Genomic DNA, 23,149 nt, shown 5'->3' with positions numbered 1-23,149 from the left:
CCGCCCCGCTGTGTACTGCTCTGACAAGCCCGAACGGCGAAGAAGGGGGAAGGCCTTGTCGAAGACGCTGCCCTGTCGGCACTTCGCGCATCGTTCCGCCGTCACGTCCACCGCCGCCCCGCCGAGATCCACGACGAGCACGGCACCGCCGGGCTCGTCACCGGCCGCGGCCACCGCTTCACCGCCCGCATCGGCTTGCCGCCTGTCGTCGGCGAACCCGGCGTAACGCGCCGACGCCCACCAGGTCCGCCGGGACCGCCGCCGGCGACGCCCACGGGCCCGGGCCCCCTCCGCACCCGGTCCCCCCGGAGCACCTCCGCCGCGTCCGGCCGGACCCCTGTTCGTGCGGGTGCCACCGCCTCCCCGACGGTACCCGCACCCCACCCCACGGCATTCGACAAGGAGCAACCGTGACCGTGAACACCGCGACCCTCGTGCAGAACGAGCAGGAATGGATGCGGCAGGCCATCGCCGTCGCCACCGACAGCGCCAACAGCGGCGGCGGTCCCTTCGGCGCGCTGATCGCCAAGGACGGCCTGGTCGTCGCGACCGCCCACAACCAGGTCACCGCGACGAACGACCCGTCCGCGCACGCCGAGGTCAACGCGATCCGCGCCGCCTGCAGGGAACTGGACACCTTCATCCTCGAAGGCTGCACCCTGATCACCTCGTGCGAGCCGTGCCCGATGTGCCTGTCCACCGCCCTGTGGGCGCGCCTGGACCGGCTCGTGTACTGCGCCGACCGCAACGACGCCGCGGTGGCCGGCTTCGACGACCGCAAGTTCTACGACCTGTTCGAGAAGCGGCCCACCGAAGCGTGGCCCCTGCAGGTCGCCCACCTGGACCTGCCCGAGCGCACCGCGCCGTTCGACGCGTGGATCGCGAAGTCCGACCGCATCGACTACTGACCCACGGAAACGGAACCTCCGCACCGGGTGAATAACCGGGGATCGACCACTTGAATTCCGTGTCCCCAGCCACTATTTTGCGGTATACGTCGATACGTCGAACCATAACCGCCGAAAGGAGGCGACCAGCCGATGTACATCAGCTCTGATCTCGGTCGCCTCGCTCGCCGCACGGTCTGGGTTCCGGGTCGCCTCGCACACGGCTGCTGAACAGGCCGTTCAGGTGTGCCCGTGCGTGGCACGTCTCAAGTTTTCCTAAACGACATCCCGGCACGTCCTCTCACGTGTCGTTTTGCGCCCGCTGCTCTCACGTGGCGCGTCTGAGCACAGAAAGCTGCCTGAAATTGGCGAACATGATGAATCGATCGATCGCGCACCGGAATGAAGGCCTGTCATGGTAGCGGCGCGGATCACGGTCAACGGGAAAGAGACACCCATTTCGCCGGCCGCACCGCACACCACGGTGCTGGATTTCCTGCGCGAGCGCGGCCTCACCGGCACCAAGGAGGGCTGCGCCGAGGGTGAGTGCGGCGCCTGTTCGATCCTGGTGGCCCGGCCCGGGGTGAACAAGCCCACCGACTGGGTGGCGGTCAACGCCTGCCTGGTCCCGGTCGCCGCGCTCGACGGCCAGGAGGTCGTCACCTCCGAGGGCCTCGCCACCGCCGGCGAACCCGGCAAGCCGTCCACCCTGCACCCCGTGCAGGAGGAGATGGCGGTCCGCGGCGGCTCCCAGTGCGGCTACTGCACCCCGGGATTCGTCTGCAGCATGGCCGCCGAGTACTACCGGCCCGATCGCTGCGCGCACGCGGACACGGACGGCCACACCGACGCCGAGCACGGACCGAACGGGTTCGACCTGCACGCGCTGAGCGGAAACCTGTGCCGCTGCACCGGCTACCGCCCGATCCGCGACGCCGCGTTCGCCGTCGGTACGCCCACCGAGGAGGACCCGCTGGCGCGGCGCCGCGAGCAGGCCCCGCCCGCCCCGGCCGCCACCGAGTACACCCAGGACGACAGCGCGTTCGTACGCAAGAGCACCCTGGAGGAGACGCTCCGGCTGCTGCGCGAGCGGCCCGACGCCGTGGTGGTCGCCGGCTCCACCGACTGGGGCGTGGAGGTGAACATCCGCTCCCGCCGGGCGGATTGCGTGGTCGCCATCGACCGGCTGCCCGAACTGCGGGAACTGCGCGTGGAGTCCGACGCCATCGAGATCGGGGCGGCGCTGACGCTCACCGAGATCGAGCGCCGTCTCGACGGTGAGGTCCCGCTGCTGGCCGAGCTGTTCCCGCAGTTCGCCTCCCGGCTCATCCGCAACGGCGCCACTCTCGGCGGCAACCTCGGCACCGGCTCGCCCATCGGTGACAGCCCGCCCGTGCTGCTCGCACTGGAGGCGTCGCTGGTGCTCGCCGACGCCGACGGTGAGCGCGAGGTTCCGCTGGCGGAGTACTTCACCGGTTACCGGCAGAGCGTGCGCCGTCCCGGCGAGCTGATCCGCGCGGTGCGCATCCCGCTGCCGCTGTCCCCGGTCGTGGCCTTCCACAAGATCGCCAAGCGGCGCTTCGACGACATCTCCAGCGTCGCGGTCGCCTTCGCGCTCGACATCGAGGACGGGGTCGTCCGCAAGGCACGCATCGGGCTGGGCGGCGTGGCCGCCACCCCGATCCGCGCCCTCGCCACCGAGGAGGCGCTGGAGGGCAAGCCGTGGGCGGCGGAGACCGTCGACGCCGCGGCCCGCGTGCTGCGGGCCGAGGGCACGCCGATGAGCGACCACCGCGCCAGCGCCGACTACCGCTCCGCGATGCTCGGCCAGAGCCTGCTGAAGCTGTACGCGCGAAACACCGAGGCGGTGCCGTCATGAGCCATCTGTCCGAACGCCCCGAGAACCCCGTCGTCGGCGTGCCGATGCCGCACGAGAGCGCGGCCCTGCACGTCACCGGCACCGCGCTCTACACCGACGACCTCGTCTGGCGCACCAAGGACGTGCTGCACGCCTACCCGGTCCAGGTCATGAAGGCCCACGGCAGGATCACCGCACTGCGCACCGAGCCCGCGCTCGCCGTGCCCGGCGTGGTGCGCGTGCTGACCGGCGCCGACGTGCCCGGTGTCAACGACGCCGGGATGAAGCACGACGAACCGCTGTTCCCCGACGAGGTCATGTTCTACGGCCACGCGGTCGCCTGGGTGCTCGGCGAGACCCTGGAAGCGGCCCGGCTCGGCGCGGCGGCCGTCGAGGTGGAGCTGGAAGAGCTGCCCTCCCTGATCACCCTTCAGGACGCGATGGCGGCCGGCAGCTACCACGGCGCCCAGCCCCTGATGGAGACCGGTGACATCGACGCCGGCTTCGCCGACTCCGCGCATGTGTTCACCGGCGAGTTCCAGTTCTCCGGCCAGGAACACTTCTACCTCGAGACACACGCGGCACTGGCCCAGATCGACGAGAACGGGCAGGTGTTCATCCAGAGCAGCACCCAGCACCCCTCGGAGACCCAGGAAATCGTCTCGCACGTGCTCGGCGTGCCCGCCCACGAGGTGACCGTGCAGTGCCTGCGGATGGGCGGCGGCTTCGGCGGCAAGGAGATGCAGCCCCACGGCTTCGCGGCCGTCGCCGCGCTCGGCGCCAAGCTGACCGGCCGGCCGGTGCGGTTCCGGCTCAACCGGACGCAGGACCTGACCATGTCCGGCAAGCGGCACGGCTTCCACGCCAAGTGGAAGATCGGCTTCGACACGGAGGGCCGTATCCAGGCCCTGGACGCCACCCTGGTCGCGGACGGCGGCTGGAGCCTGGACCTGTCCGAGCCGGTGCTGGCCCGCGCGCTGTGCCACATCGACAACACCTACTGGATCCCCAACGCGCGCGTCGCCGGCCGCATCGCCAAGACCAACACGGTCTCCAACACCGCCTTCCGAGGCTTCGGCGGGCCCCAGGGCATGCTGGTGATCGAGGACATCCTCGGCCGCTGCGCCCCACGGCTCGGCCTGGACCCCATGGAGCTGCGCGAGCGCAACTTCTACCGGCCGGGCCAGGGCCAGACGACGCCGTACGGACAGCCGGTCACGCAGGCCGAACGGATCGCCACCGTCTGGCAGCAGGTCAAGGACGACGCCGGAGTCGCCGACCGCAAGCGGGAGATCGCCGCCTTCAACGCCGCGCACCCGCACACCAAGCGGGCGCTCGCCCTCACCGGCATCAAGTTCGGCATCTCGTTCAACCTCACCGCCTTCAACCAGGGCGGCGCGCTGGTGCTGATCTACAAGGACGGCTCGGTCCTGATCAACCACGGCGGCACCGAGATGGGCCAGGGCCTGCACACCAAGATGATGCAGGTGGCCGCGACCACCCTGGGCATCCCGCTGGACAAGGTGCGGCTGGCCCCGACGCGTACCGACAAGGTGCCCAACACCTCGGCCACCGCAGCCAGTTCCGGGGCCGACCTCAACGGCGGGGCGATCAAGAACGCCTGCGAGCAGCTGCGCGAGCGACTGCTGCGGGTGGCCGCCGGCCGGCTGGGCGGCAATGCCTCGGACGTGCGCATCGTCGGAGGCGTCGCGCGCCTGCTGGGCAGCGACCAGGAGCTGGCCTGGGACGACCTGGTGCGCACGGCGTACTTCCAGCGGGTCCAGCTGTCGGCGGCCGGTTTCTACCGGACCGAGGGGCTGCACTGGGACGCCAAGACGTTTCGGGGCTCGCCGTTCAAGTACTTCGCCCACGGCGCCGCCGCGACCGAGGTGGAGGTGGACGGCTTCACCGGCGCGTACCGCATCCGGCGGGTGGACATCGTGCACGATGTCGGCGACAGCCTGTCCCCGCTGATCGACATCGGTCAGGTCGAGGGCGGCTTCGTGCAGGGCGCGGGCTGGCTGACGCTGGAGGACCTGCGCTGGGACGCCGGGGACGGACCGCACCGCGGCCGGCTGCTGACCCAGGCCGCCAGCACCTACAAGCTGCCGAGCTTCTCGGAGATGCCCGAGGAGTTCAACGTCACGCTGCTGGAGAACGCCACCGAGGAGGGCGCGGTCTACGGCTCCAAGGCGGTGGGCGAGCCGCCGCTGATGCTGGCGTTCTCGGTGCGGGAAGCGCTGCGGCAGGCCGCCGCCGCGTTCGGGCCGAGCGGGGCGAGTGTCGAGCTGGCCTCGCCCGCGACGCCCGAGGCGGTGTACTGGGCGGTCCAGGCGGCTCGCCGGGGCGCCGCCGCCCGGAACGGTCAGGTCCGCGACGGTGTCACCGTGGGCGGCCACGCCGGGAACGGGCAGGTCGCCGAGGGCGGGGACCGGACCGGCGCGGAAGCGCTGCACGGTGCCTGACATGACGTGGGTCGCCGCGGTCGCGCGGTTGCGAGCACGCCGGGAGCCCGGCGTGCTGGTGACCGTCGCGACCGTGCGCGGCCACGCGCCGCGCGACGCCGGTGCGAAACTCGTGGTGGGGCGGAGCGAGGCGTGGGGCTCGATCGGCGGCGGCAATGTCGAGGCCGTCGCGATCGAACGGGCCCGGGAGATGATCGCCGCGTCCGTGCCGGAGCCGGAGCTGATCGATTTCGCCCTGAACGACAAGGTGACCAACCAGCATGGCGTGCAGTGCTGCGGCGGCACGGTCTCGGTGCTGCTCGAACCCCTGCCGGTGGTCCGGGCGGTGGCCATCTTCGGCGTCGGGCACGTCGGGCTGGAACTGGCGCGGATCCTGGCCCGTCAGGACCTCGACCTCCATCTGATCGACAGCCGTTCCGACATCCTCACCGAGGAGCGGCTCGGCGTGCTGGCGGACGCGGTGGCACAGGTGCATGTGCATCACACCCCGCTGCTGCCCGAGGAGGTGCTGGAGGAACTGCCGCGCGGCACCCACATCCTGATCATGACCCATGATCACGCGGAGGACGCCGCGCTGTGCGACGCCGCCCTGCGCACCCCCCACCTCGGCTCCATCGGGCTGATCGGGTCGGCGGCCAAGTGGGCGCGGTTCCGCAAACGGCTGGCCACCGAGGGCGGTCACAAGGACGCCGTCATCGACCGGATCAAGACCCCGATCGGGCTGGCCGGCATCACCGGCAAGGAACCGGCCACCATCGCCGTGAGCGTCGCCGCGGATCTGCTCCGCACCTTCGAAACCGAGGGGAACTGACGCACCCGCCGGCACGGGGAAAGTGCCCCGCGGGCGTGCGAACGCACACCCGCGGGGCACCCTCGCGTCACAGGTCGGCGGCGTCCACCACGTCGCCCAGGTCGACGAACTTGAAGCCGGTCGCCGTACGGGTGCCGCCCTGGCCGTCGGGGACCCCGGGGGTGTCGTGGCCGTCCTGGACGACCAGCAGGCCGTGCGGGTAGCGGCTGCCCAGCGGGGCGTTCAGGACGGCGGCGCCGTCGCACTCCTCCGACCCGTCGAGCGTCGCGGAGGCCGCGCCGACCCGGAAGCCGCCCTCGTACTCGTTGTCCTCGCTCACCTCGCGGTCGTACGCGGCGAAGGTGTTGTCGCCCTGGCTGGAAGCGAGGAGATAGCCGTCCCCGTCGGACTCCTGGAGCAGGGTCAGGCCCTCGACGTCCGCGGTCAGGTGCTCGCCGCCGAAACCGGGGTCGGCGCCGGCCGCGCACTCCTCGGTGGTCTCGTCGTAGACGCCGGGGACGCCGTACTCGCGGACCTTCTCCACCAGGACCGGCCGGTCGGTCAGATCGGCGCGCAGCCGCCAGATGCCCACGTCCTCCTGGCCGGCGTACAGGGTGCCGGTGGCCGGGTCCACCACCATGCCCTCGACCTGGGGGAGTTCACCGGGCTCGGCGCAGGGGGACCAGGTGGTGCCGTCGGGCAGCCGGAACGACGCCGGGAGGTCGAGGGTGCGGACCTTGCGGTAGCCGACGGTGCCGCGTGCGGTCGGGGTCAGTTCCAGGAGGGCGAGCCGGGTCCGCTCCCGCTGGCTGACCAGGGCGTAGGAGCGGCCGGTGGCCTTGTCCCGCCAGGTGGCGAGGCCGTACGCGGTGCGCTGGTCGTTGATCTCGGCCTGGTCGGCGGAGAAGACCGGGGCGGCGGCCGGGTCGGTGACGTCGGTCAGCGGCGCGCTCGGCTTCGACGGGTCGATGCGGTAGATCCGCAGCCGGTCGTTGCCCCGGTCGCTGACCACGGCCACGTCGGTCCGGCCGGCGGGGGTGCTCAGACCGGTGACGAGGTCGACGTTGTTGAAACGGCCCGGGGCGTCGTCCTGCGCCGGCGGACGCGGCGCGGGCAGCGACTGCACCAGCCGGGCGTCCAGGCCGTACACGCGCAGGCCGCCCTTCTTCGCCGTCGCTATGACGAGGCTGCGGTCGGGGTCGGCCGCGTTGCGCCAGATCGCGGGGTCGTCCGCGTCGGAGTCGCCGCCCGCCTCGTCGTCGTAGAGGGCGGGGGTCTCGCTGGTCGGGGTGACCGTCGGCAGGTCCTTGTCGTCGGCCCCGGCGGGGGCGGCGGTCAGGAGGGCCAGCAGGGTGGCACCCAGGGCGAGGGCGGCGGCTTTACGCGGAGTGCGATGCGTTCTCACAAGCGCTTCCTTGGTCGGTGTCGCGGACATGCCGATCTTGGAGGGAGAACTTTGCCTTCAGGGAACCATGAGCTGGACACTTGGTCACGGACCGGACGACTGCAGGCCAACTCTCGTTCATCACACAACAGGACGACTGCCCGAAGCGCTCTCTGTCAGGCAGACGTCCTGTTCGCGGCCTGGGCGACCGGCGCACCGGCCGCGGGGCTCGGACACGGGCCCGCCGCCCGTGTGCGGCGTGGGGCTCAGCGGTGACCGCGCAGCTTCCGCACCAGATCCCGCGCCTGAGCACGGCGGCGCGGATCGGCGGCGTTCCTGCGCACCTGCTCGATCGTTCGCCGGCCCTGCGGACTCCGCGCGAACTGCTTGATGCGTTCGACAACTCCGGCCATGACGCTCCTCCCGTCGTCGTGCCCCGCTTCTTCCGGAGCACCGCTCGGATGACCGGATACCCGGTGACCGGCGGTCCACCCTCCTCCGGTCGGGAATCGGCCCGGCGAAGGGTGCCTTTCGGTGGTCGCCAACCCGTGCGCGCGCCGGCGGGCCCGGCAGTGTGGTCTAGCAGGCCCCGAGGTCTTCCCAGACACCCCACTGGCCGGTGGTGCCGGGCTTGTCGCCCGTCACCCACCACTTGGCGCGCCAGGTGTGGCCACCGTAGGAGACGGTGTCGCCACCGCTGTAGACGTGTGCGGCGTCCCAGGCCGGCGCGGCGCAGGTGTCCCCACCGCCGCCGCTGCCACCGTCGCTGCCGCCGCCGATGTTGACGTCGACGCAGGAGTAGAAGGCGTTGCCGGTGTCCGCGATGTTCCAGACCGCGAGCACCTTCTGCCGGCCGGTGAAGCCGCCGAAGTTCACCTGCTGGCTGACGTCCGCGGCCGGCTGCTGGTTACGGCCGTCGAACTCGGCGATCTTCTGGCCGCCGATGAAGTACTGCCAGGTGGAGGTGGCGTGCCGGGCGGTGTTGTGCCAGGTGAACGTCGCCGTGGTGCCGACCGGCGCGGCCTTCCAGCCCTTGCTGTCGTTGTCGAGCTCGGCGTACTCCGCGTGTCCGCCGCTACAGCTCTGCAGGCCCTTCGGCCCCTCGACGCTCTGCGGTTCGTACTTGATCTGGCCGCAGTCGACGGTGCCCTCGGCGCACTGCTGCTGCCGGCTCGTGGGCACGGTCACCCAGCCGTGGGCGCTGGCCGTGCTCGCCGGGAGACTGACGGCGAGCACCGGAGCGATCAGCGCGCCGATCGTGAGAGCCGCTCGTCTTTTTGTGTTCATGCCGTGCCACTTCCTTCGGTGTGAGTCGAAACCGTCGCGTGTGCGGCCCGGGGCTCGCCGGCCGTACGGGACGAGCCGAGGCGCGGGCCGAAAGGTCTGGACCTTTTCCCGTTAGGTCTAGACCATAGTCGCCGACCGGATTCGGTCAAGAGGCTGGACAAGGCGAACTGTTGGTCCTGAGGCCAGGTGGCCGGATCGTCTGTTGACCCGGGCGGGCGGGCCGGGGTTGGCTCGGCTCGGACCGTAGGGCAGCAGGGGGTTGTCGTCCGGTCGCGCCGTCCGCGTTCCGGCGGCGGTGACCGGCTCGGGCGCGGGCAGGGGAGGACACATGCGGTTCCGGGGACCGGCCGTCTTACCGGTGGTGGTGCTGGCCTGCGCCGCGGGCGTGCTTCCGGCGGCGGCCGTACCGCAGGCGCGCGGCGGGGGGCCGGATCCGGGGCCGGCGGTGGTGAGCACGGCGGCGGACGGCACCCCGGCCGTCGGGGACTCGCAAGGCGCCGTGCTCAGCGGGAACGGCCGCTTCGTGGCCTTCCTCTCGGACGCCGGCAACCTGGTGCCGGGCGACACCAACGGCCTCGCCGACGTGTTCGTGAAGGACCTGCGCACGGGCGCCGTGGACCGGGTCGACGTCGCCAGTGACGGCAGCCAGGCCGACGCCACCGCGTCACATGTCTCGGTGAGCGCGGACGGACGCTACGTCGCGTTCGACTCCGTTGCCGGCAACCTCGCCCCCGGCGACATGCCCGGTGCCTGGGACGTCTTCGTGCACGACCGCGCCACCGGGCGCACCGAGGCCGTCGTGGCCAACCCGGGCGGGGTCCCGGGGAACAGCTACGACCCGGTGATCAGCGCGAACGGCCGCTATGTGGCGTACGCCTCCTACCGCGACGACCTGGTGCCGCAGGACACCAACAGCGGGATCGACGTGTTCGTGTACGACCGGGCGAGGGGCACCACGCGGCTGGTCAGCGTCTTCACCGACCACCTCCAGGGAACCAGCACCTCCCTGGCACCTTCGATGAGCGCGGACGGCACCAGGATCGGGTTCCGCCGGATGTGGTACCCGCCGCGCGGGTCGGCCGGGCGGGAGCCGAGGGCGCCGAGGCCCTGGTGGTTCTACGTTCACGACACCCGCACCGGGAAGACCGTGCCCGCCGCCGTCGACCGCGACGGCAACACCCTCGGCATGCCGGCGTCGCCCACGACGGGCCTCAGCCCGGACGGGCGCTACGCGGTGTTCTCCTCCCCGTCGGCCGAGGTGGTGGACGGTGACACCAACGACGCCGCCGATGTGTTCGTCCGTGACCTGGCCACCGGCACCACCCGGCGCGTGAGCACCGCCGCCGACGGCACGCAGGCGCACGACAGTTCAGGGTGGGGTCTGCTCAGCGCGGGCGGGCGGCGGGTGTTCTTCGTCTCCGCCGCGGACAACCTGGTGCCGGGTGACACCAACGGCGCCTCCGACGTGTTCGCGAAGGACCTGCGCACGGGCGCGGTACGGCGGCTGGACGTGGGCGTGGACGGCACCGAGAGCCCCACCGGCACGTACGAGGTGACCGCGGACGCCGGGGGCCGCACCGTCGCCTTCCCGCACGACGACGGCCTGGTGCCGGGCGACGTCAACGGCCACCGGGACATCCTCGTCGTGCGTCCGCGCTGAGGGCGGCCCGCCAACCGGCCGAAGTGCCCACCGGCCGAGGCGCCCACCGGCCGAGGCGCCCACCGGCCGGGGCGCTCACTTGCCGAGGCTCCCGCCGGCCGCGGCGGACAGGGTCAGCGCATCCCCGGGCTCTCGGCGGTGGCCTCTGCCAGAGACTTGCGGGTGAGGTCCGGGACCTCGCAGTCGGCCGCGGCGTAGCCGATGGGGAAGAGGATGTAGGGCCGTTCGTTGCCGGGCCGCTCGCAGATCTCGGTGAGGAACCCCATCGGGTTGGGTGTGTGCGTCAGGGTGCTCAGCCCCATCGCGTGCAGCGCGGCGATGAACAGGCCGCAGGCGATGCCCACACTCTCGTTCACGTAGTAGTTCTTGCGCAGCGAACCGTCCGGCATCGCGGTGCTCTTCTCGGCGAAGCAGACGACGATCCACGGCACGACATCGAGGTAGCCCTTGTCCGAGTCCGTCTCCAGGCGCGCGAGCGCGGCGCGCCACTCGGGCGGGATCCGCCCGCCCTCGTAATTGACCCGCTCCTCCTCTTCGGCGGCGACCCGGATACGGTGCTTGGTCTCGGCGTCACCGATCACGGCGAACTTCCAGGGCTGGAGGTGGGCTCCGGAGGGGGCGGTGTTCGCCGCGGCGATGGCGAGGTCGACGCACGCGCGGGGCACCGGCTCGTCGCTGAAGAACCGTACGCTGCGCCGACGTTCGAGGAACGACACGAAGTCCTTGCCCCGCCGGACCATCTCGGCCTCGTCGTAACGGTCGGGCCGGTAGGGAACGAACGGGTGGGTGTGCTGCCTCACGACTGCTCCTCGTGGACGGGGAGCCACAGCGTGGGTCACCGGCAGACGAATACGCAACAGACTCTTGATTGCCTTGCTAATCTGACAAAAAACGAGGCGTGAAGGTGTCTCCGAGGTCGCAGATCGGCAGGTACGGTGGCACGACAGGGACTCGACAGGCTGGACGGCCGGATGCTGCGCCTGCTCCGGGAGCACCCGCGTGCGGGCCTGCTGGAAATCGCCCGCCAACTCGGCGTCGCGCGCGGCACGTTGCAGGCGCGGCTCGACCGGCTGACCGGCTCCGGCGTGGTGACCGGCTACGGACCGGACGTGGACGTCGCCGCCCTCGGCCATGTGGTGGAGGCGTTCACCACGTTCGAAGTGGACCAGCCGGCCCGCGAGGCGATCGCCGCGCGCCTGCGGGCGGTGCCGCAGATCCTCGAGGCGCGCATCGTGACGGGCCCCGGCGACATCTGGTGCCGCATCGCGGGCACGAGCAACCAGCATGTGCAACAGGTGATCGACCACGTCCTCGAGGTGCCGGGCGTCCGCCGCAGCACGACGGTCATCGCACTGAGCGCGCTCATCCCTTACCGGGTCCAGCCCTTGGTCGACGAGCTGGCCGGTCTGCCGGAGAAGCCGGACGCACACCACTGATCACGCCGTGCCCTCCCCCTTCCCCACGCATCGCCCGACCAGTGATTCAAGGTTGTGGGCAAGGTCCGTCCAAGGTTCGTGACACGGCCGGCCTCCCAAGATGAGAACCGCTCCCCGGACGGGGGTTCCACACGGAAGGAGTTCCACTGTGAAGCGACTGACGACAGCGGCGCTGACGGGCATCCTGCTGACGGGAGGCCTGGCGGCCGTCGCCCAGCCCACCCAGGCGGCCCCGGACCGGCAGGCAGCCGCGGTGTCCGGCACCGCGGTCTCGCGGGCCGCCGCGGGCAGCACCGGCACGTACTACTTCCTCTTCGACAAGAACCAGTCCGACCCCACCAAGTCGAAGCTGTCCTACATGAAGAGCGTGCCGGGCCAGGACAAGGTGATCAAGAGCTACCGGGCCGGCTCCGGCAACGGCAGCAAGGGCGAGTGCGCACCGATGCGGGGCTGGCTGCCCAACGGCTCGTACAAGGTGCTCGGGCACGAGAAGCACAAGGCAGGCGGCAAGAAGGGCATCAACGGCTACGCCATCCACGTCCAGGACAAGTACTGCAAGGACGGCCGGACCAAGCGGACCGAGTTGTTCATCCACAGCGAGATGAAGCCCGACGGTGAGCAGGGCGCCAAGCTGCCCGGCCAGGACAACCCGTACCGCTGGGACGGCGTGCGGGACTACTACTCCTACGCCTGCATCAAGCTCACGCCGAACCACATCAGGGACCTGTTCCGCACGGCCGACCGGTACGGCTGGCCGAAGCAGCTCAAGGTCGTCAGCTGACCCGTCGCCCGTCGCCCGTCGCCGGCACGGCACGGCACGAAGGTCACGTGCCGGGATGGAAAGAGGCCGGCCGCCCACCCGTGGGCGGCCGGCCCGCCCGCGTTCCGCTACGAGTCCGGGTACCGGGCACGGCTCCGCGTCACACCGCGCGCCGCCCCCGCGCCGGGCAGGCGGGCCTTCGCGTCATGACAGGGCGAGGACGCAGAACTCGTGGCCCTCCGGGTCGGTGAGACACGTCCACGGGACGTCGCCCTGACCGAGGTCGAGATCGGTGGCCCCCAGAGCCCGCAGCCGGGTCACCTCCGCCGCCTTGTCGTCACCGGGGTACGGCAGCAGGTCGAGATGGACCCGGTCCGGCACGGTCTTCACGTCGGGCGTGCGGAGGAACACGAGAAAGGGCCCCGAGCCCTCGGCGGAGCGCAACACCGCCCGCTCGTCGGACACCTCGTGCGGGACCCAGTCCATCGCCTCACCCCAGAACCGCGCCATGGCCCGTGGGTCCGCGCAGTCGACCACCACCCGGGCGACCGGCCCGGTGTCCCGGTACGCCTCCCGGGGCTCCAGCACACAGAACTCGTTCCCCTCCGGATCGGCGAGGACCGTCCACGGCACGGTCCCCTGGCCCACCTGGGCCGGCTTCGCACCGAGAGACCGCAGGCGCGCGACCAACTCCGTCTGATGGGCCGCGGAGGTGGTGGCGAGATCGAGGTGCACGCGGTTCTTCGTCGGCGACTTGAGCGCCGGGACGGGAACGACATCGACGCCGACGGCCGTCGGGTGTGGCCAGACGAGGCCGCCGGCGGGGCCCACATAGGTGGTCACCCCGGGGTGGTAAGCGGTCCAGCCGAGCGCCTCCGCCCAGAACCGGCCGACCGCCGAGCTGTCGAGAGCCTTGATGTTCACCTGAACCGGCCGCAGTCCCATGCCGACGATCCTAGGCACCCCCAGCACTCCGGCCCACCCGCCCGTCGCGCACCGTTGCGGAGCAACACTCCGGCAACGGATCACGCGCCACGCCTCCGACCGGCCAGGACGGTGGCACGAGTGGCGGCAACGTCCGCGCAACACGCGGTGTGCGCCGCCCCACTTCCGCGACGTGGACCGCAACGCCCCCCGCTTCGTCCATCCTGGTCCCACCGTCCGCGATCGGCCGGATGGGGGAGGGCACGTCCCGTCGGACAGCGGCGGGTCGCATGAATGGAGCGCGCGGTGGACCGTCCTTTGTTGTCACCGAGATCAGCCTTGGTACTTCTGCTCGCCCTGCTCACCGGCGCGACGGCGAGCGGATTGACGGCGGTCTCCGGGGAAGGAGCGGCCCGCAGCCTGCTCGCGGGCCTCGCCGCGACGGGACTGGCCGTGCCGTTCTTCAACCGCCTCATCGCCGCCGACGACCACGCCCCCCGGCCCCCGGCCTCCATCGGCGCCGGCCCGGCCGAGAGGGAGAGCAATGGGTGAACTGCGACCACTCGGACAGGACCTGAACGAGGCTTCCCGGGCACTGGCCGAGGCGCTGCGCGAGCTGTTCGAGAGCCTCGATGTGTCCGTCCGCCGGTACGCCGCCCGGCGCCGACTCGATCCGGGCACGGTCTCGCGGTACCTCAACGGCACCCGGTTACCGCCCTGGCAGGTCATCAGCGACCTCTTCGCCGATGTCGCCGAGCATCGCGGCACCGCGGTCACCACCGAGGCCATCGAGCTGGTGCGGGGCCTGTACGGATCGGCCGTGGACGCCGCCTCGTCGCCCAAGCACGCGGTGGAGATCCTGGAACGGCAACTGGCCGACGCCGACCACGTGTCCCGGCGGTCCAGCGTCCGCGGGGACGTCCTCGGCGACGCCCTGCTGGACCGGACACAGCGCATCGCCGACCTGGAGACGCGGCTCAACCAGCTGGAAGTCGACCGCATCGCGGAGCAGAGGCGAGCGGACGAGTTCGCCAAGGCGCATCCGGACGTCTACGGCCTCATCCAGGAGCGCGACGCGCTCCGGCTGGAAGTCGAGCGGCTCGGCGCGGCGTTGAAGGAGGCACAGGCCCAGCGCGCCGCGGCGGAGGACCGCTGCGATCTGCTCGAACGCCAGCTGGACGCCGTAGAGCAGACCACGACGGCCGTGCTGCCGACGGGACGGCAGGGCATGCCCAAGATCCTCGTCGTGGACGACCAGCCGGACAACCTGCTGGCGATGACCGCCGTACTGGCGACGCTGGAGCAGGAACTCGTCACCGTCTCCTCCGGCCGGGAGGCCCTCAAGGCCCTGCTCGACCACGACGACTTCGCCGTCATCATCATGGACGTGCAGATGCCGGAGATGGACGGCTACGAGACCTGCGCCCACATCAAACGCCGCCCGAGGACGCGGGACGTGCCCATCATCTTCCTGACCGCCATGGGCACGGGGTCCGAGCACTCCGCCCGTGGGTACGCGGCCGGCGCCGTCGACTACATCAGCAAGCCCTTCGACCCCTGGGCCCTGCGCGCCAAGGTCGCCGTGTTCACCTCCATCTACCTGGAGCGACAAGGCCGGTAGACGGCTTGCAGGCACGGCACCGGTAACTCACCCGGATGAACTGGAGGAGTCGATTTCGGACTTGGTGGAGGGACGGGCGTACGCGGGCGGCGCCCAGCCCTTAGGGTGAGGGTGCCGACGGGCCCGGTGGAGTCGACGGGTCCGGTGGAGTCGCTGTCGGGCGTGACATCGGCCGGGGCTCGGCGCGCCGACCGAGCCGGGTCCGTGCGAGCCTGCTTCAGGGCGAGCCTGCTTCAGGGGGTCGAGGTGCGACGAGCCATCGTGATGGGCGGGAGTTTCGCCGGGCTGCTCGCGGCCCGCGTGTTGGCCGACCACGCGGAGGAAGTGGTCGTCGTGGATCCCGACGGTGCGGACGGGGCGGGCCAGGGCGCTCCGCACAGACGGCAGTTGCACGCCCTGCTGTCGATGGGCCATGCGCAGCTCGACCGCTGGCTGCCCGGCATCACCGAGGAACTCGTGGCCGGCGGCGCCCAGGTGGGACGAGGCCCGCAGGTGCAGTACTACGTCGATGGAGCACTGAAGGCCTGCCTGCCGGACAACACTCTGCTGGGCGCCACCAGGCCGTTCCTCGAGGAGCACGTGCGGCGGCGCGTCCTGGCCCTGCCCCAGGTCACCGTGGTGACGGCGCAGGTCCGCGACCTGGTCTTCGACGGCGCACGGGTGTGCGGCGTCCGGGTGCTGCCCGCCGAGGACACCGCGCGGCCCGCCGCCCTCGCCGACCTGAGCGGTGACCTGGTCGTCGACGCCATGGGCCGCTCCAGCCGACTGGGCACATGGCTGGTCGAGCACGGCTGGGACAGCCCGCCCATGGAGCGGATGAGGGTGGACCTCGGCTACGCCACCGCCACGTTCCACCGCGGGGACGAACTTCCCGGCACGGTGGTCGCCCATGCGACACCGGGCCCCGCCAACGGTTACGAGCAGCGCCTCAGCGAGCCCGGCGCCCTCGTGGCGGTCGAGGGAAGCCGGTGGTCCGTGGTGCTGGTCGGCTACGGCGACTACCGGCCCGGCCGGGACCCCGAGGAGTTCCTGCGACGCATGCGCCGGTGTGTCGCCCCGCTGCGTGAAGTGGCCGACCGCTGCCGGTGGGACGGAGACATCGAGACGTTCCACTTCCCCGAGAGCCGACGGCGCGACTTCACCCGCCTCGGGCGCTTCCCCGGCGGCCTCATCGCCGTCGGCGACGCCGTCGCCTCCGTCAACCCCGTCTACGGCCAGGGGCTCACCCTCGCCACGCTCGGTGCCTCGTCACTGTCGGCCCACCTGCGCTCGGGGGCCGCTCCGCAGGCGCCGGCCTGGGACTACTTCCGGCGGCTCGGCGTCGTCGTCGACGCCGCATGGAAGGTCTCCGCGGTCGCCGACCTCGCCCAGCCGCATGTGACGGGCCCGTACCCTCCGGGCTACCGGCTGCTCCGCTGGGTCGGTGACAAGGTCGTGGAGGCATCCGTGATCGACCGGGCCGTCAACGAGGAGTTCATGGCCGTGGTGAACATGCGCAAACATCCGCGCGCGCTCACGAGCCCTCGCCTTCTCCTGCGTACGGCGCGCGTCCTGTCGGGACTCCACTGATCGTCGCGGTCCGTACGGGACAGCTCCGCCTGCCCTACGACTGTCCGGTCCGTTCCGGTCGGTTCAGCAGGACGGCCGTGAACACCTCGCGGTGGTCCGCCAGCCACGTCCGCACGCGGTCCCAGCGTTCCCAGCCACCACGCTCGGCCAGCGCCCGGAGATAGACGGGGTCACCGTCGGCCACACGGCGGGCGACGAAGGCCCGGCACACCTGCGTGGCCTGCTCGATGACACCGGGCAACTCCGCGCGGTCCGCCGCCGAGAGGCCGTAACCGTCGGCGAGGACCCGCAGCCGTGCGGGCACGTCCAGCCCGGAAGGGTAGAAGGCGGCCGCCGACTCGGGATCGAGCATGGGCACCCAGTAGCGGGCGGTCATGGCGATGTCCCACAGAGGACGGCCCGGGGCCGCCAGGTCGAAATCGATCAGGGCCGCGGCACGGCCGTCGCGGAGAACGACGTTGTCCGGGCACACGTCGTTGTGGCACAGCATCGTTCCCCCCTCCGGGTCGGCCAGGTCCCGGGGCCACTCGGCACGGGTGTCGACGGCCACGGCCGCGCCGGCCTCGTGCAAGCGCCGCAGCAGGACCCCCACCGAGGCGAGGACGCCCTCCGTCATCGCCCAGTCCGGGTAGGGCGGCAGAGCCACGTCTCCTGGGACGAACGTCAGCTGCTCGCGGCCGTCCGCGGTGAGACCGACGGGCACCGGCGCCGCGTCGAATCCGTGCTCCCTCAGCGCGTGGAGGTAGGCATGCAGGGCGCGCGCGTTGCGCGGTGCCGGGCGCTCGACCAGCGCACCGCGGCGGAAGACCGCCCCCGCGTTCGCCATCCCACCGACCAGCGCCTCGCCCTCAACCGTCATGACGATCACGCTACCGCCGGATCGCCCTGGCCGGAGGCCGAACAGCGCCCGAGGTGACCGGCTGCCCGAACCAAGGCCGGCCCACGCCCCCGCCGGCCCCGGTGGTCCGCCTCAGTCGAAGAGGGCGACGACTCCGATCACCCAGATCGCAAGGAACGCAAGGGCGGCCACCAGGCAGCCGGCGCCCAGCAGTACACCGCCCACCGACCACGGCTGCGAGGGGTCCTCGGACTCCTCCTCCAGGCCGTCCCGGTAGGAGTCCGGGTCGTCCCAGTCGACGGAGCGCCCCAGCTCCTCGGCGCAGGCGGTCCGCACCGCGACCAGCTCGCGCTCCGCGAAGGCGGTGGCGGCCAGCGCCTCGGGGCCGCGCCAGGCGAGGGCCTTCATCCGCCACGCCGGAGACCCGTACCGCGCCTCGAAGGCGGCGGTCTCCTCGGCATCGCGGTCCTCCTCCAGATACATCCAGCGTCCGGCCTCGGCGGCGTCGCCGTAGAGCCGGTACACCTCGGCCAGACGCCGACGGAGCGTCAGATCGTACGGGAAGGACGACACGAGACCGCGCAAACGCTGGCGCGCGAGAGGAACCCGGCCGGCGGACAGGTCCGCGTCGACTCGGGCAAGGGTCTCACTCAGAGGCATGAACGTATGATCGGCTACCGCACGGAGTCACGGCGACCTGGTTTCGCCGCCCACCGCCCGCTCGCTCCCGGCGGCATCGGCCGAACCTCACCGAAGCGGTCCAACGACGGTGGCGGGACGGGCTCTTGGTGCCTCCCCGCGCCACTCGTGACACCCTTGTGACCGGAACTGTGACCTGCGCGACACACGCGGGGCGCCTGCCTTGATGGGATGGCCGGATGCGCAGACCCGCCGAGCTCCGCCCCGCTTTCGCCGCGCCCCTTCCCCTGCTGTCGGCCCTGGCCGCGACCGCCGTGCTGCTCACGGCGTGCGGGACGGAGCACGAGGAGACCGGGAGGACCGACGCCCGCGCGACGGCGTCCCGGGACGGCACACGGATCGACGACCCGGGCAAGGACGGCGTACGGATCACCTCGCTGACCCTCCCGCCGGCCTCCCCGTCGCCCACCCGTGACTCCCTCTCCGTCGATGGGCTCACCACCGGATCGGACTCGGGAGTCTCCGCGGCGTACGAGGTCACCAACGACGGCACCGACGCGTGGACCTACTCGGTCGTCTTCACCTTCCTGAGCGGCGACGGCGGAGCCGTGGCCCTCCAGACCGAGACCGTGCGCGACGTCGGTCCGGGACAGACCGTGCGGGGCACCGTCCGGGCGGGGCAACTGCCGTCGGCGGCGCCTCGGGTGACGGGGGCCAAGGTGTTCCAGGTGACCAAGGTTCCCATCGGCGAGGCGCCGGCCGGACCTGGCACGTGTCCCGCCTCCGGGATCCGGGTCAGCGCCGACAAGGGCGATGCGGCCATGGGGCTGCGCGTCGTGGGCCTGCACCTCGACAACTGCGGCAAGCGCGCCTACACCGTCGAGGGTTATCCGCTGCTGGAACTCCTGGACGACACGCTCCGGCCCGTCGACGGCGTCCGGATCCTCCACGGCAGTGGTGAGATCACCCCCGGTGACGGGCCCGACGAACCGCCCCGGCCCGTCACACTGAAACCCGGCGAGTCGGCGACCGCCGCCCTGGTCTGGCGCAACACCACCGGATTCGGCACGCCGGTGAACGTGCCCCATGTGCGGGTGCGGGCGCGGGAAGGCGCCGAACCGGTGACGGTGACCCCGCACCTGGACCTCGGAACCACCGGAAAGCTCGGAGTCAGACCGTGGGAAAAGGCGGAACGCCAGTCCTGCCCCGACAGGACGTGCCAGGGCGCCGGTTGAGCCCGTCACGCCGCAGACCGGGGCCGAGCCGACCGTCCTGCCCCGGCCATGCCGTCCGCCCGCCACGGACCGTTGCCGGTGGAGGGACGGGTCGGTGGGGGAGGGGCGGCGGGGCATGCCGCCGACGGCTTCGTACCGCGCGGCGGTGACGGCCATGTTGTTGCCGGTGTGCATCCGGTACGGGGTGAGGTAGCCGTGGCGGCGGCGGTGGGCCGGGCGTATCCGCCCGAAGCACGCGGCCGCGCGGACCAGGGCGCGGAAGGCGGCCCGTCCCGGCGGACCGTGCTCGTCGCGGCGCACGTCGACGCGTCCGCACGCCAGGCCCGCGCCGTGCCGCAGGGCGTCGCGGGCACCGGCCGTCCGGCCGGGGCGCGGCAGGCAGTCGGCGTCGGTGCGGGCCGGCAGCGTCGCCCCGTGCCCGATCGCGTACCGGAAGCCGGTGTCCACCGTGCAGCCCACCCCCTTCTCCGGCTCGCTGAGGACGTGGACCGGGAAGGGCGCCCAGCGGCGAAGTCGTGGGCGATCGCGGCGGTGCCGTCGGTGGAGGCGTTGTCCATGACGACGAGGGTGAAGTCACGGTCGCGCTGGGTCGCGAGCACGTCCAGCGTCGCGCCGATGCGCGCCGCCTCCTGGTGCGCGGGCACCACCACCCACAGGGCGCTCATGCCTTCTCCCACACCATCGTCATGATGCTCACGCCGCCGCCCAGGCCCACGAACAGGACCCGGTCACCCGGGCGCAACCCCTCGTACCCCCGGTCGAGTTGCACACCCAGGGCGGCGCTCGTCATGTTCCCCGGCTCGGGGACCGTGACGACGAGCCGGTCCCGGGGCACGCCGGTTAGCTCCACGAACCGCTCCAGGTACGGCACGGTGACCTGGTGCGCCAGGATGTGCCGGAAGTCGCTCCACGCCAGTCCGGTGCGGTGCCGCATCCGGTCGAGCACCGACGTGCCGGGTGACGACCAGGGCCCGGCGGGCCCGGCCGGCGAGGATCATCGCGCGTCGTGTCGATGCCGTTGACGAAGCTGTCGCACGCGTTGGTCACGTCCAGCGCGTGGGCGCGGGAGGCGAGTGTGGCCTGGACGATGTGCGCGGTCGCCGGTTCGACCACGTCCCGCGTGGCGGAGGCGAAGACCAGCAGGTCCACGTCGTACGGGGCGAGCGCGGCCTTCTCCGGCGCGTCGCGGGCCGCCCGCACCGCGAGCGTCGAGGCGTACTCGCCGTCCGCGACCGTCCGGCGGGAGACGATGCCGGTGGCCCGTTCGAACAGCCGGTGCGGCAGGGACACCCCGGAGGCCGCGGCGATCCGGTCCCGCAGCTGCCGGGACGTCACCTGCCGCTCCGGCAGACAGGAAGCCGCCGCGGTGATGCCCGCTCGCCGTGCCGGGCCGTGAGCAGCGTGGTCTATGCGCATGGACGGGACGCTACGAGCCGACCATGGCGGCGGGCCTGAGCACGGGTACTCAGCCGACATGGGTGATCGGCCACGGGGACGGGGGCGGCCGAACCCACTGCCGGGGCCCGGGGACGCTCCGCCGACGCCTGCTCCGGCGCCCGGCGTCGGTGACCTGGAGGCGATCTGTCGGTGGTCCTGCGGGGTCTGTCGGTGGTTTGTCGGTCGGCGGGGGGAGGTTGGTGACCGCCGGGTGTCCGCCCGGCGGTCCGTACTCGGAAGGAAGACTCCCATGGCGGTTGACGTCACGATCATCGGCGCCGGGCTCGGCGGTCTCATGCTGGCGCGTGTCCTGCACGTGCACGGGATACCGGCCACGGTCTACGAGGCGGAGTCCTCCCCGGCCGCGCGCTCCCAGGGAGGGATGCTCGACATCCACGACTACAACGGGCAACTCGCCCTGAAGACGGCCGGACTGATGGACGAGTTCGGCGCCCTCGTCCTGGAGGGCCGTCAGGCGATGCGGCTGCTGGCCCCGGACGGCACCGTCCTGTTCGACAAGGCCGACGACGGCACGGGAGGACGCCCCGAGGTACAGCGCGGCGAACTGCGGCAGATGCTGCTCGACTCGCTCCCGCCCGGGACCGTCCGATGGGGGCACAAGGCCCGCCTCGTCCGGTCCCTCGGCGAGGGCCGGTACGAGGTGGAGTTCGCCGACGGCGGCACCGTCGTCACGAGCCTGCTGATCGGCGCGGACGGCGCGTGGTCACGGGTGCGGCCGCTGCTGTCCGCCGCCACACCCGAGTACACAGGCAAGTCGGTCGTCGAGACCTACCTCTTCCACGCCGACACCCGCCACCCGGCCAGCGCGCGAGCGGTCGGCGGCGGATCGATGATCGTGCACACTCCGGACCGGGACCTCTTCGCCCACCGGGAGAAGGACGACACCCTGCACGCCTACGCGGGGCTGACCGAACCGGAGGAGTGGTTCGCCGCCATCGACTTCACCGACGCCGCCGCGGCCACCACGCGGATCGCCCGGGAATTCGACGGCTGGGCACCGGAACTCACCGCACTGATCACCGACAGCGACACCGCGCCCGTCCTGCGCCGCCTCTACGCCCTGCCGGCCGAGCACCGGTGGGACCGCGTGCCGGGGGTGACCCTGATCGGCGACGCCGCCCACCTGTCGGCCCCGAACGGCGAAGGCGCCAACCTGGCCATGCTCGACGGTGCCGAACTCGGCGAAGCCCTCGCCGCGCACCCCGACGACCCCGAGGCCGCGCTGCACGCGTACGAGCAGGCCATGTTTCCCCGGAGCGCCGAGGCCGCCACCATGGAAGGCGGCGGCGCCGACGACCCCGTACCCCACGACCTGATCGCCGCGTACTCCCAGCACGAGGAGTCCCGCCAGGACACCAGGCGGAGCTGACGTAGCAGCCCCTGGCCGCGGTGCCGCGCTGTCCGTACCGGTGCGAGACGGACCGGCGCCCAGGCGGTGGTGGCGGCGACGCGGCCGGGGAGCCTGCTACAGCCCCTGCTCGCCGTCGGGGGTGCCGATGACGACCAGGTGGGACCCGTACATACTGCCGGCCATGCCACGCAGCCGCGGTCCGCCGGTCACCGCCGGGTCCAGCTCGAACACGCCCAGCCCGTAAGCGGAGTGGGGCATCCAGTCCCGGCGGCGGACCGCCGTGCGTCCGTGGCCCGCTGCCGCGCCAGGTGCACGGCTGCCGCCGGCCGCACGGTGAACTTCGGCAGCCGGCCGGGGCTTCCGTCGCGGCGTGCGCGGTGACCGCTTCTCGGTACTACGCCGGCGGTGCCTCAGCCGGTGTCGCGGACGGCGCGGGCGAGTGTGCGCAGTCCCTCGTCCGTCTCGTCGGCGGAGATGGTAAGCGGCGGCAGCAGCTTGACCACTTCGCTGCGGGTGCCCGACGTCTCCAGCAGCAGGCCCAGCTCGAAGGCCCGCCGGCAGACCTCGGACGCCCGCTGTGCCCGGGAGAACTCCAGGCCCCAGACCAGACCCCGGCCGCGGCAGCGCGCTCCCTCGGCACCGCTTTCGTCGCAGAGGGCCAGCAGGGCCTGCCCGACCTGCTCACCACGGGCCCGGGTGTGCTTCTCCATCTGATCGTCGGTCCAGTACATGTGGAGGGCGGCGGTGGCGGTGACGAAGGCGGGGTTGTTGCCGCGGAAGGTGCCGTTGTGCTCGCCCGGCTCCCACACGTCCAGCTCCGGCCGGAACAGCGTGAGCGCCATGGGCAGGCCGTAGCCGCTGATCGACTTCGACACGGTGACGATGTCGGGGGTGATGCCGGCCTCCTCGAAGGAGAAGAAGGCGCCGGTACGGCCGCAGCCCATCTGGATGTCGTCGACGATGAGCAGCATGTCCTGCCGCTCGCAC

At 72.0% G+C, this 23,149-nt stretch carries 24 protein-coding genes; 12 read left to right on the top strand and 12 right to left on the bottom strand.

The window, feature by feature from the left end:
• The first annotated feature begins 410 nt into the window (after nt 1-410).
• The 4 genes from IH25_RS0117935 (at nt 411) to xdhC (ending at nt 6,021) form a co-directional block, all read left to right on the top strand.
• The gene (locus IH25_RS0117935) at nt 411-908 is read left to right on the top strand and encodes a nucleoside deaminase (RefSeq protein WP_030610794.1); all 498 of its coding nucleotides are present in this window, start codon (nt 411-413) and stop codon (nt 906-908) included.
• 394 nt (nt 909-1,302) lie between these two features.
• Nucleotides 1,303-2,766, top strand: a complete 1,464-nt coding sequence (locus tag IH25_RS0117930; RefSeq protein WP_030610791.1) for a xanthine dehydrogenase small subunit — start codon at nt 1,303-1,305, stop codon at nt 2,764-2,766.
• Complete coding sequence (xdhB, locus tag IH25_RS0117925) at nt 2,763-5,210, top strand: xanthine dehydrogenase molybdopterin binding subunit (RefSeq protein ID WP_030610788.1); 2,448 nt, start codon at nt 2,763-2,765, stop codon at nt 5,208-5,210. The genes IH25_RS0117930 and xdhB overlap by 4 nt, the downstream gene beginning before the upstream one ends.
• 1 nt (nt 5,211) lies before the next feature.
• The gene (gene xdhC / locus IH25_RS0117920) at nt 5,212-6,021 is read left to right on the top strand and encodes a xanthine dehydrogenase accessory protein XdhC (protein WP_030610786.1); all 810 of its coding nucleotides are present in this window, start codon (nt 5,212-5,214) and stop codon (nt 6,019-6,021) included.
• 67 nt (nt 6,022-6,088) lie between these two features.
• On the opposite strand, the gene IH25_RS0117915 is transcribed toward xdhC, so the two are convergent.
• The 3 genes from IH25_RS0117915 to IH25_RS0117905 form a co-directional block, all read right to left on the bottom strand.
• A complete protein-coding gene (locus IH25_RS0117915; protein ID WP_051753982.1) occupies nt 6,089-7,435 on the bottom strand; it encodes a phytase in 1,347 nt (448 codons plus the stop codon).
• Between the two features lie 215 nt (nt 7,436-7,650).
• Nucleotides 7,651-7,797 carry a hypothetical protein gene (locus tag IH25_RS41665; protein ID WP_167346029.1) on the bottom strand — a complete coding sequence of 49 codons (147 nt, stop codon included), beginning with the start codon at nt 7,795-7,797 and terminating at the stop codon, nt 7,651-7,653.
• A 166-nt stretch (nt 7,798-7,963) separates the two neighbouring features.
• On the bottom strand, nt 7,964-8,671 hold the full coding sequence (locus IH25_RS0117905; RefSeq protein ID WP_030610780.1) for a lytic polysaccharide monooxygenase: 708 nt from the start codon (nt 8,669-8,671) through the stop codon (nt 7,964-7,966).
• A gap of 328 nt (nt 8,672-8,999) precedes the next feature.
• Here IH25_RS0117905 and IH25_RS0117900 point away from each other — a divergent pair, with 328 nt between their 5' ends.
• Nucleotides 9,000-10,331 carry a TolB family protein gene (locus IH25_RS0117900; protein ID WP_051753981.1) on the top strand — a complete coding sequence of 444 codons (1,332 nt, stop codon included), beginning with the start codon at nt 9,000-9,002 and terminating at the stop codon, nt 10,329-10,331.
• A gap of 113 nt (nt 10,332-10,444) precedes the next feature.
• On the opposite strand, the gene IH25_RS0117895 is transcribed toward IH25_RS0117900, so the two are convergent.
• Nucleotides 10,445-11,131, bottom strand: coding sequence for a nitroreductase family protein (locus IH25_RS0117895; protein WP_030610774.1), 687 nt, complete (start codon nt 11,129-11,131; stop codon nt 10,445-10,447).
• A gap of 135 nt (nt 11,132-11,266) precedes the next feature.
• Between IH25_RS0117895 and IH25_RS0117890 the strand changes: the two genes are divergently transcribed.
• Nucleotides 11,267-11,767, top strand: a complete 501-nt coding sequence (locus IH25_RS0117890; protein WP_030610772.1) for an Lrp/AsnC family transcriptional regulator — start codon at nt 11,267-11,269, stop codon at nt 11,765-11,767.
• Nucleotides 11,768-11,915: 148 nt separating this feature from the next.
• A complete protein-coding gene (locus tag IH25_RS0117885; RefSeq protein WP_030610769.1) occupies nt 11,916-12,548 on the top strand; it encodes an invasion associated locus B family protein in 633 nt (210 codons plus the stop codon).
• Nucleotides 12,549-12,731: 183 nt separating this feature from the next.
• On the opposite strand, the gene IH25_RS0117880 is transcribed toward IH25_RS0117885, so the two are convergent.
• Nucleotides 12,732-13,472 carry a VOC family protein gene (locus IH25_RS0117880; protein WP_030610766.1) on the bottom strand — a complete coding sequence of 247 codons (741 nt, stop codon included), beginning with the start codon at nt 13,470-13,472 and terminating at the stop codon, nt 12,732-12,734.
• A gap of 318 nt (nt 13,473-13,790) precedes the next feature.
• Here IH25_RS0117880 and IH25_RS0117875 point away from each other — a divergent pair, with 318 nt between their 5' ends.
• The 3 genes from IH25_RS0117875 to IH25_RS0117865 all read left to right on the top strand — a co-directional run bounded on the left by IH25_RS0117875 (nt 13,791) and on the right by IH25_RS0117865 (nt 16,641).
• The gene (locus tag IH25_RS0117875; RefSeq protein ID WP_342447366.1) at nt 13,791-14,003 is read left to right on the top strand and encodes a hypothetical protein; all 213 of its coding nucleotides are present in this window, start codon (nt 13,791-13,793) and stop codon (nt 14,001-14,003) included.
• Nucleotides 13,996-15,072, top strand: coding sequence for a response regulator (locus IH25_RS0117870; RefSeq protein ID WP_030610760.1), 1,077 nt, complete (start codon nt 13,996-13,998; stop codon nt 15,070-15,072). Before IH25_RS0117875 ends, IH25_RS0117870 begins: the two co-directional genes overlap by 8 nt.
• Nucleotides 15,073-15,318: 246 nt before the next feature.
• Nucleotides 15,319-16,641: an FAD-dependent oxidoreductase gene (locus tag IH25_RS0117865; RefSeq protein ID WP_030610757.1), complete on the top strand. Its 1,323-nt coding sequence runs from the start codon at nt 15,319-15,321 to the stop codon at nt 16,639-16,641.
• 34 nt (nt 16,642-16,675) lie between these two features.
• Here IH25_RS0117865 and IH25_RS0117860 read toward each other — a convergent pair whose 3' ends face one another.
• Nucleotides 16,676-17,500 (bottom strand): phosphotransferase, encoded by an 825-nt coding sequence (locus tag IH25_RS0117860; RefSeq protein WP_030610754.1) that lies wholly within the window; start codon nt 17,498-17,500, stop codon nt 16,676-16,678.
• A gap of 111 nt (nt 17,501-17,611) precedes the next feature.
• A complete protein-coding gene (locus tag IH25_RS0117855) occupies nt 17,612-18,139 on the bottom strand; it encodes a DUF6584 family protein (RefSeq protein WP_030610751.1) in 528 nt (175 codons plus the stop codon).
• Between the two features lie 218 nt (nt 18,140-18,357).
• Here IH25_RS0117855 and IH25_RS0117850 point away from each other — a divergent pair, with 218 nt between their 5' ends.
• Nucleotides 18,358-19,353 carry a DUF4232 domain-containing protein gene (locus IH25_RS0117850; protein WP_051753980.1) on the top strand — a complete coding sequence of 332 codons (996 nt, stop codon included), beginning with the start codon at nt 18,358-18,360 and terminating at the stop codon, nt 19,351-19,353.
• A gap of 5 nt (nt 19,354-19,358) precedes the next feature.
• Here the strand turns inward: IH25_RS0117850 and IH25_RS39525 are convergent, their stop codons facing one another.
• From IH25_RS39525 to IH25_RS37580, 3 genes are read right to left on the bottom strand one after another with little or no spacing between them, the layout of a single operon-like run.
• Nucleotides 19,359-20,018 (bottom strand): glycosyltransferase family 2 protein, encoded by a 660-nt coding sequence (locus IH25_RS39525; RefSeq protein WP_245172812.1) that lies wholly within the window; start codon nt 20,016-20,018, stop codon nt 19,359-19,361.
• Nucleotides 20,015-20,287: a 3-oxoacyl-[acyl-carrier-protein] synthase III C-terminal domain-containing protein gene (locus IH25_RS42300; RefSeq protein ID WP_245172811.1), complete on the bottom strand. Its 273-nt coding sequence runs from the start codon at nt 20,285-20,287 to the stop codon at nt 20,015-20,017. The genes IH25_RS39525 and IH25_RS42300 overlap by 4 nt, the downstream gene beginning before the upstream one ends.
• A complete protein-coding gene (locus IH25_RS37580) occupies nt 20,194-20,769 on the bottom strand; it encodes a beta-ketoacyl-[acyl-carrier-protein] synthase family protein (protein ID WP_245172810.1) in 576 nt (191 codons plus the stop codon). Before IH25_RS37580 ends, IH25_RS42300 begins: the two co-directional genes overlap by 94 nt.
• Nucleotides 20,770-21,040: 271 nt before the next feature.
• Here IH25_RS37580 and IH25_RS0117835 point away from each other — a divergent pair, with 271 nt between their 5' ends.
• The gene (locus IH25_RS0117835; RefSeq protein WP_030610745.1) at nt 21,041-22,180 is read left to right on the top strand and encodes an FAD-dependent oxidoreductase; all 1,140 of its coding nucleotides are present in this window, start codon (nt 21,041-21,043) and stop codon (nt 22,178-22,180) included.
• A 96-nt stretch (nt 22,181-22,276) separates the two neighbouring features.
• Here the strand turns inward: IH25_RS0117835 and IH25_RS41220 are convergent, their stop codons facing one another.
• On the bottom strand, nt 22,277-22,420 hold the full coding sequence (locus IH25_RS41220) for a hypothetical protein (protein WP_157846983.1): 144 nt from the start codon (nt 22,418-22,420) through the stop codon (nt 22,277-22,279).
• 152 nt (nt 22,421-22,572) lie between these two features.
• Nucleotides 22,573-23,149 (bottom strand): aminotransferase class III-fold pyridoxal phosphate-dependent enzyme (locus IH25_RS0117825; RefSeq protein WP_030610743.1); only part of this gene is annotated, 577 nt, incomplete at its 5' end.

This window comes from Streptomyces achromogenes subsp. achromogenes (genome assembly GCF_000720835.1).
GTDB classification, from domain to species: domain Bacteria; phylum Actinomycetota; class Actinomycetes; order Streptomycetales; family Streptomycetaceae; genus Streptomyces; species Streptomyces achromogenes.
This window is presented reverse-complemented; position numbering and strand designations above follow the sequence as displayed.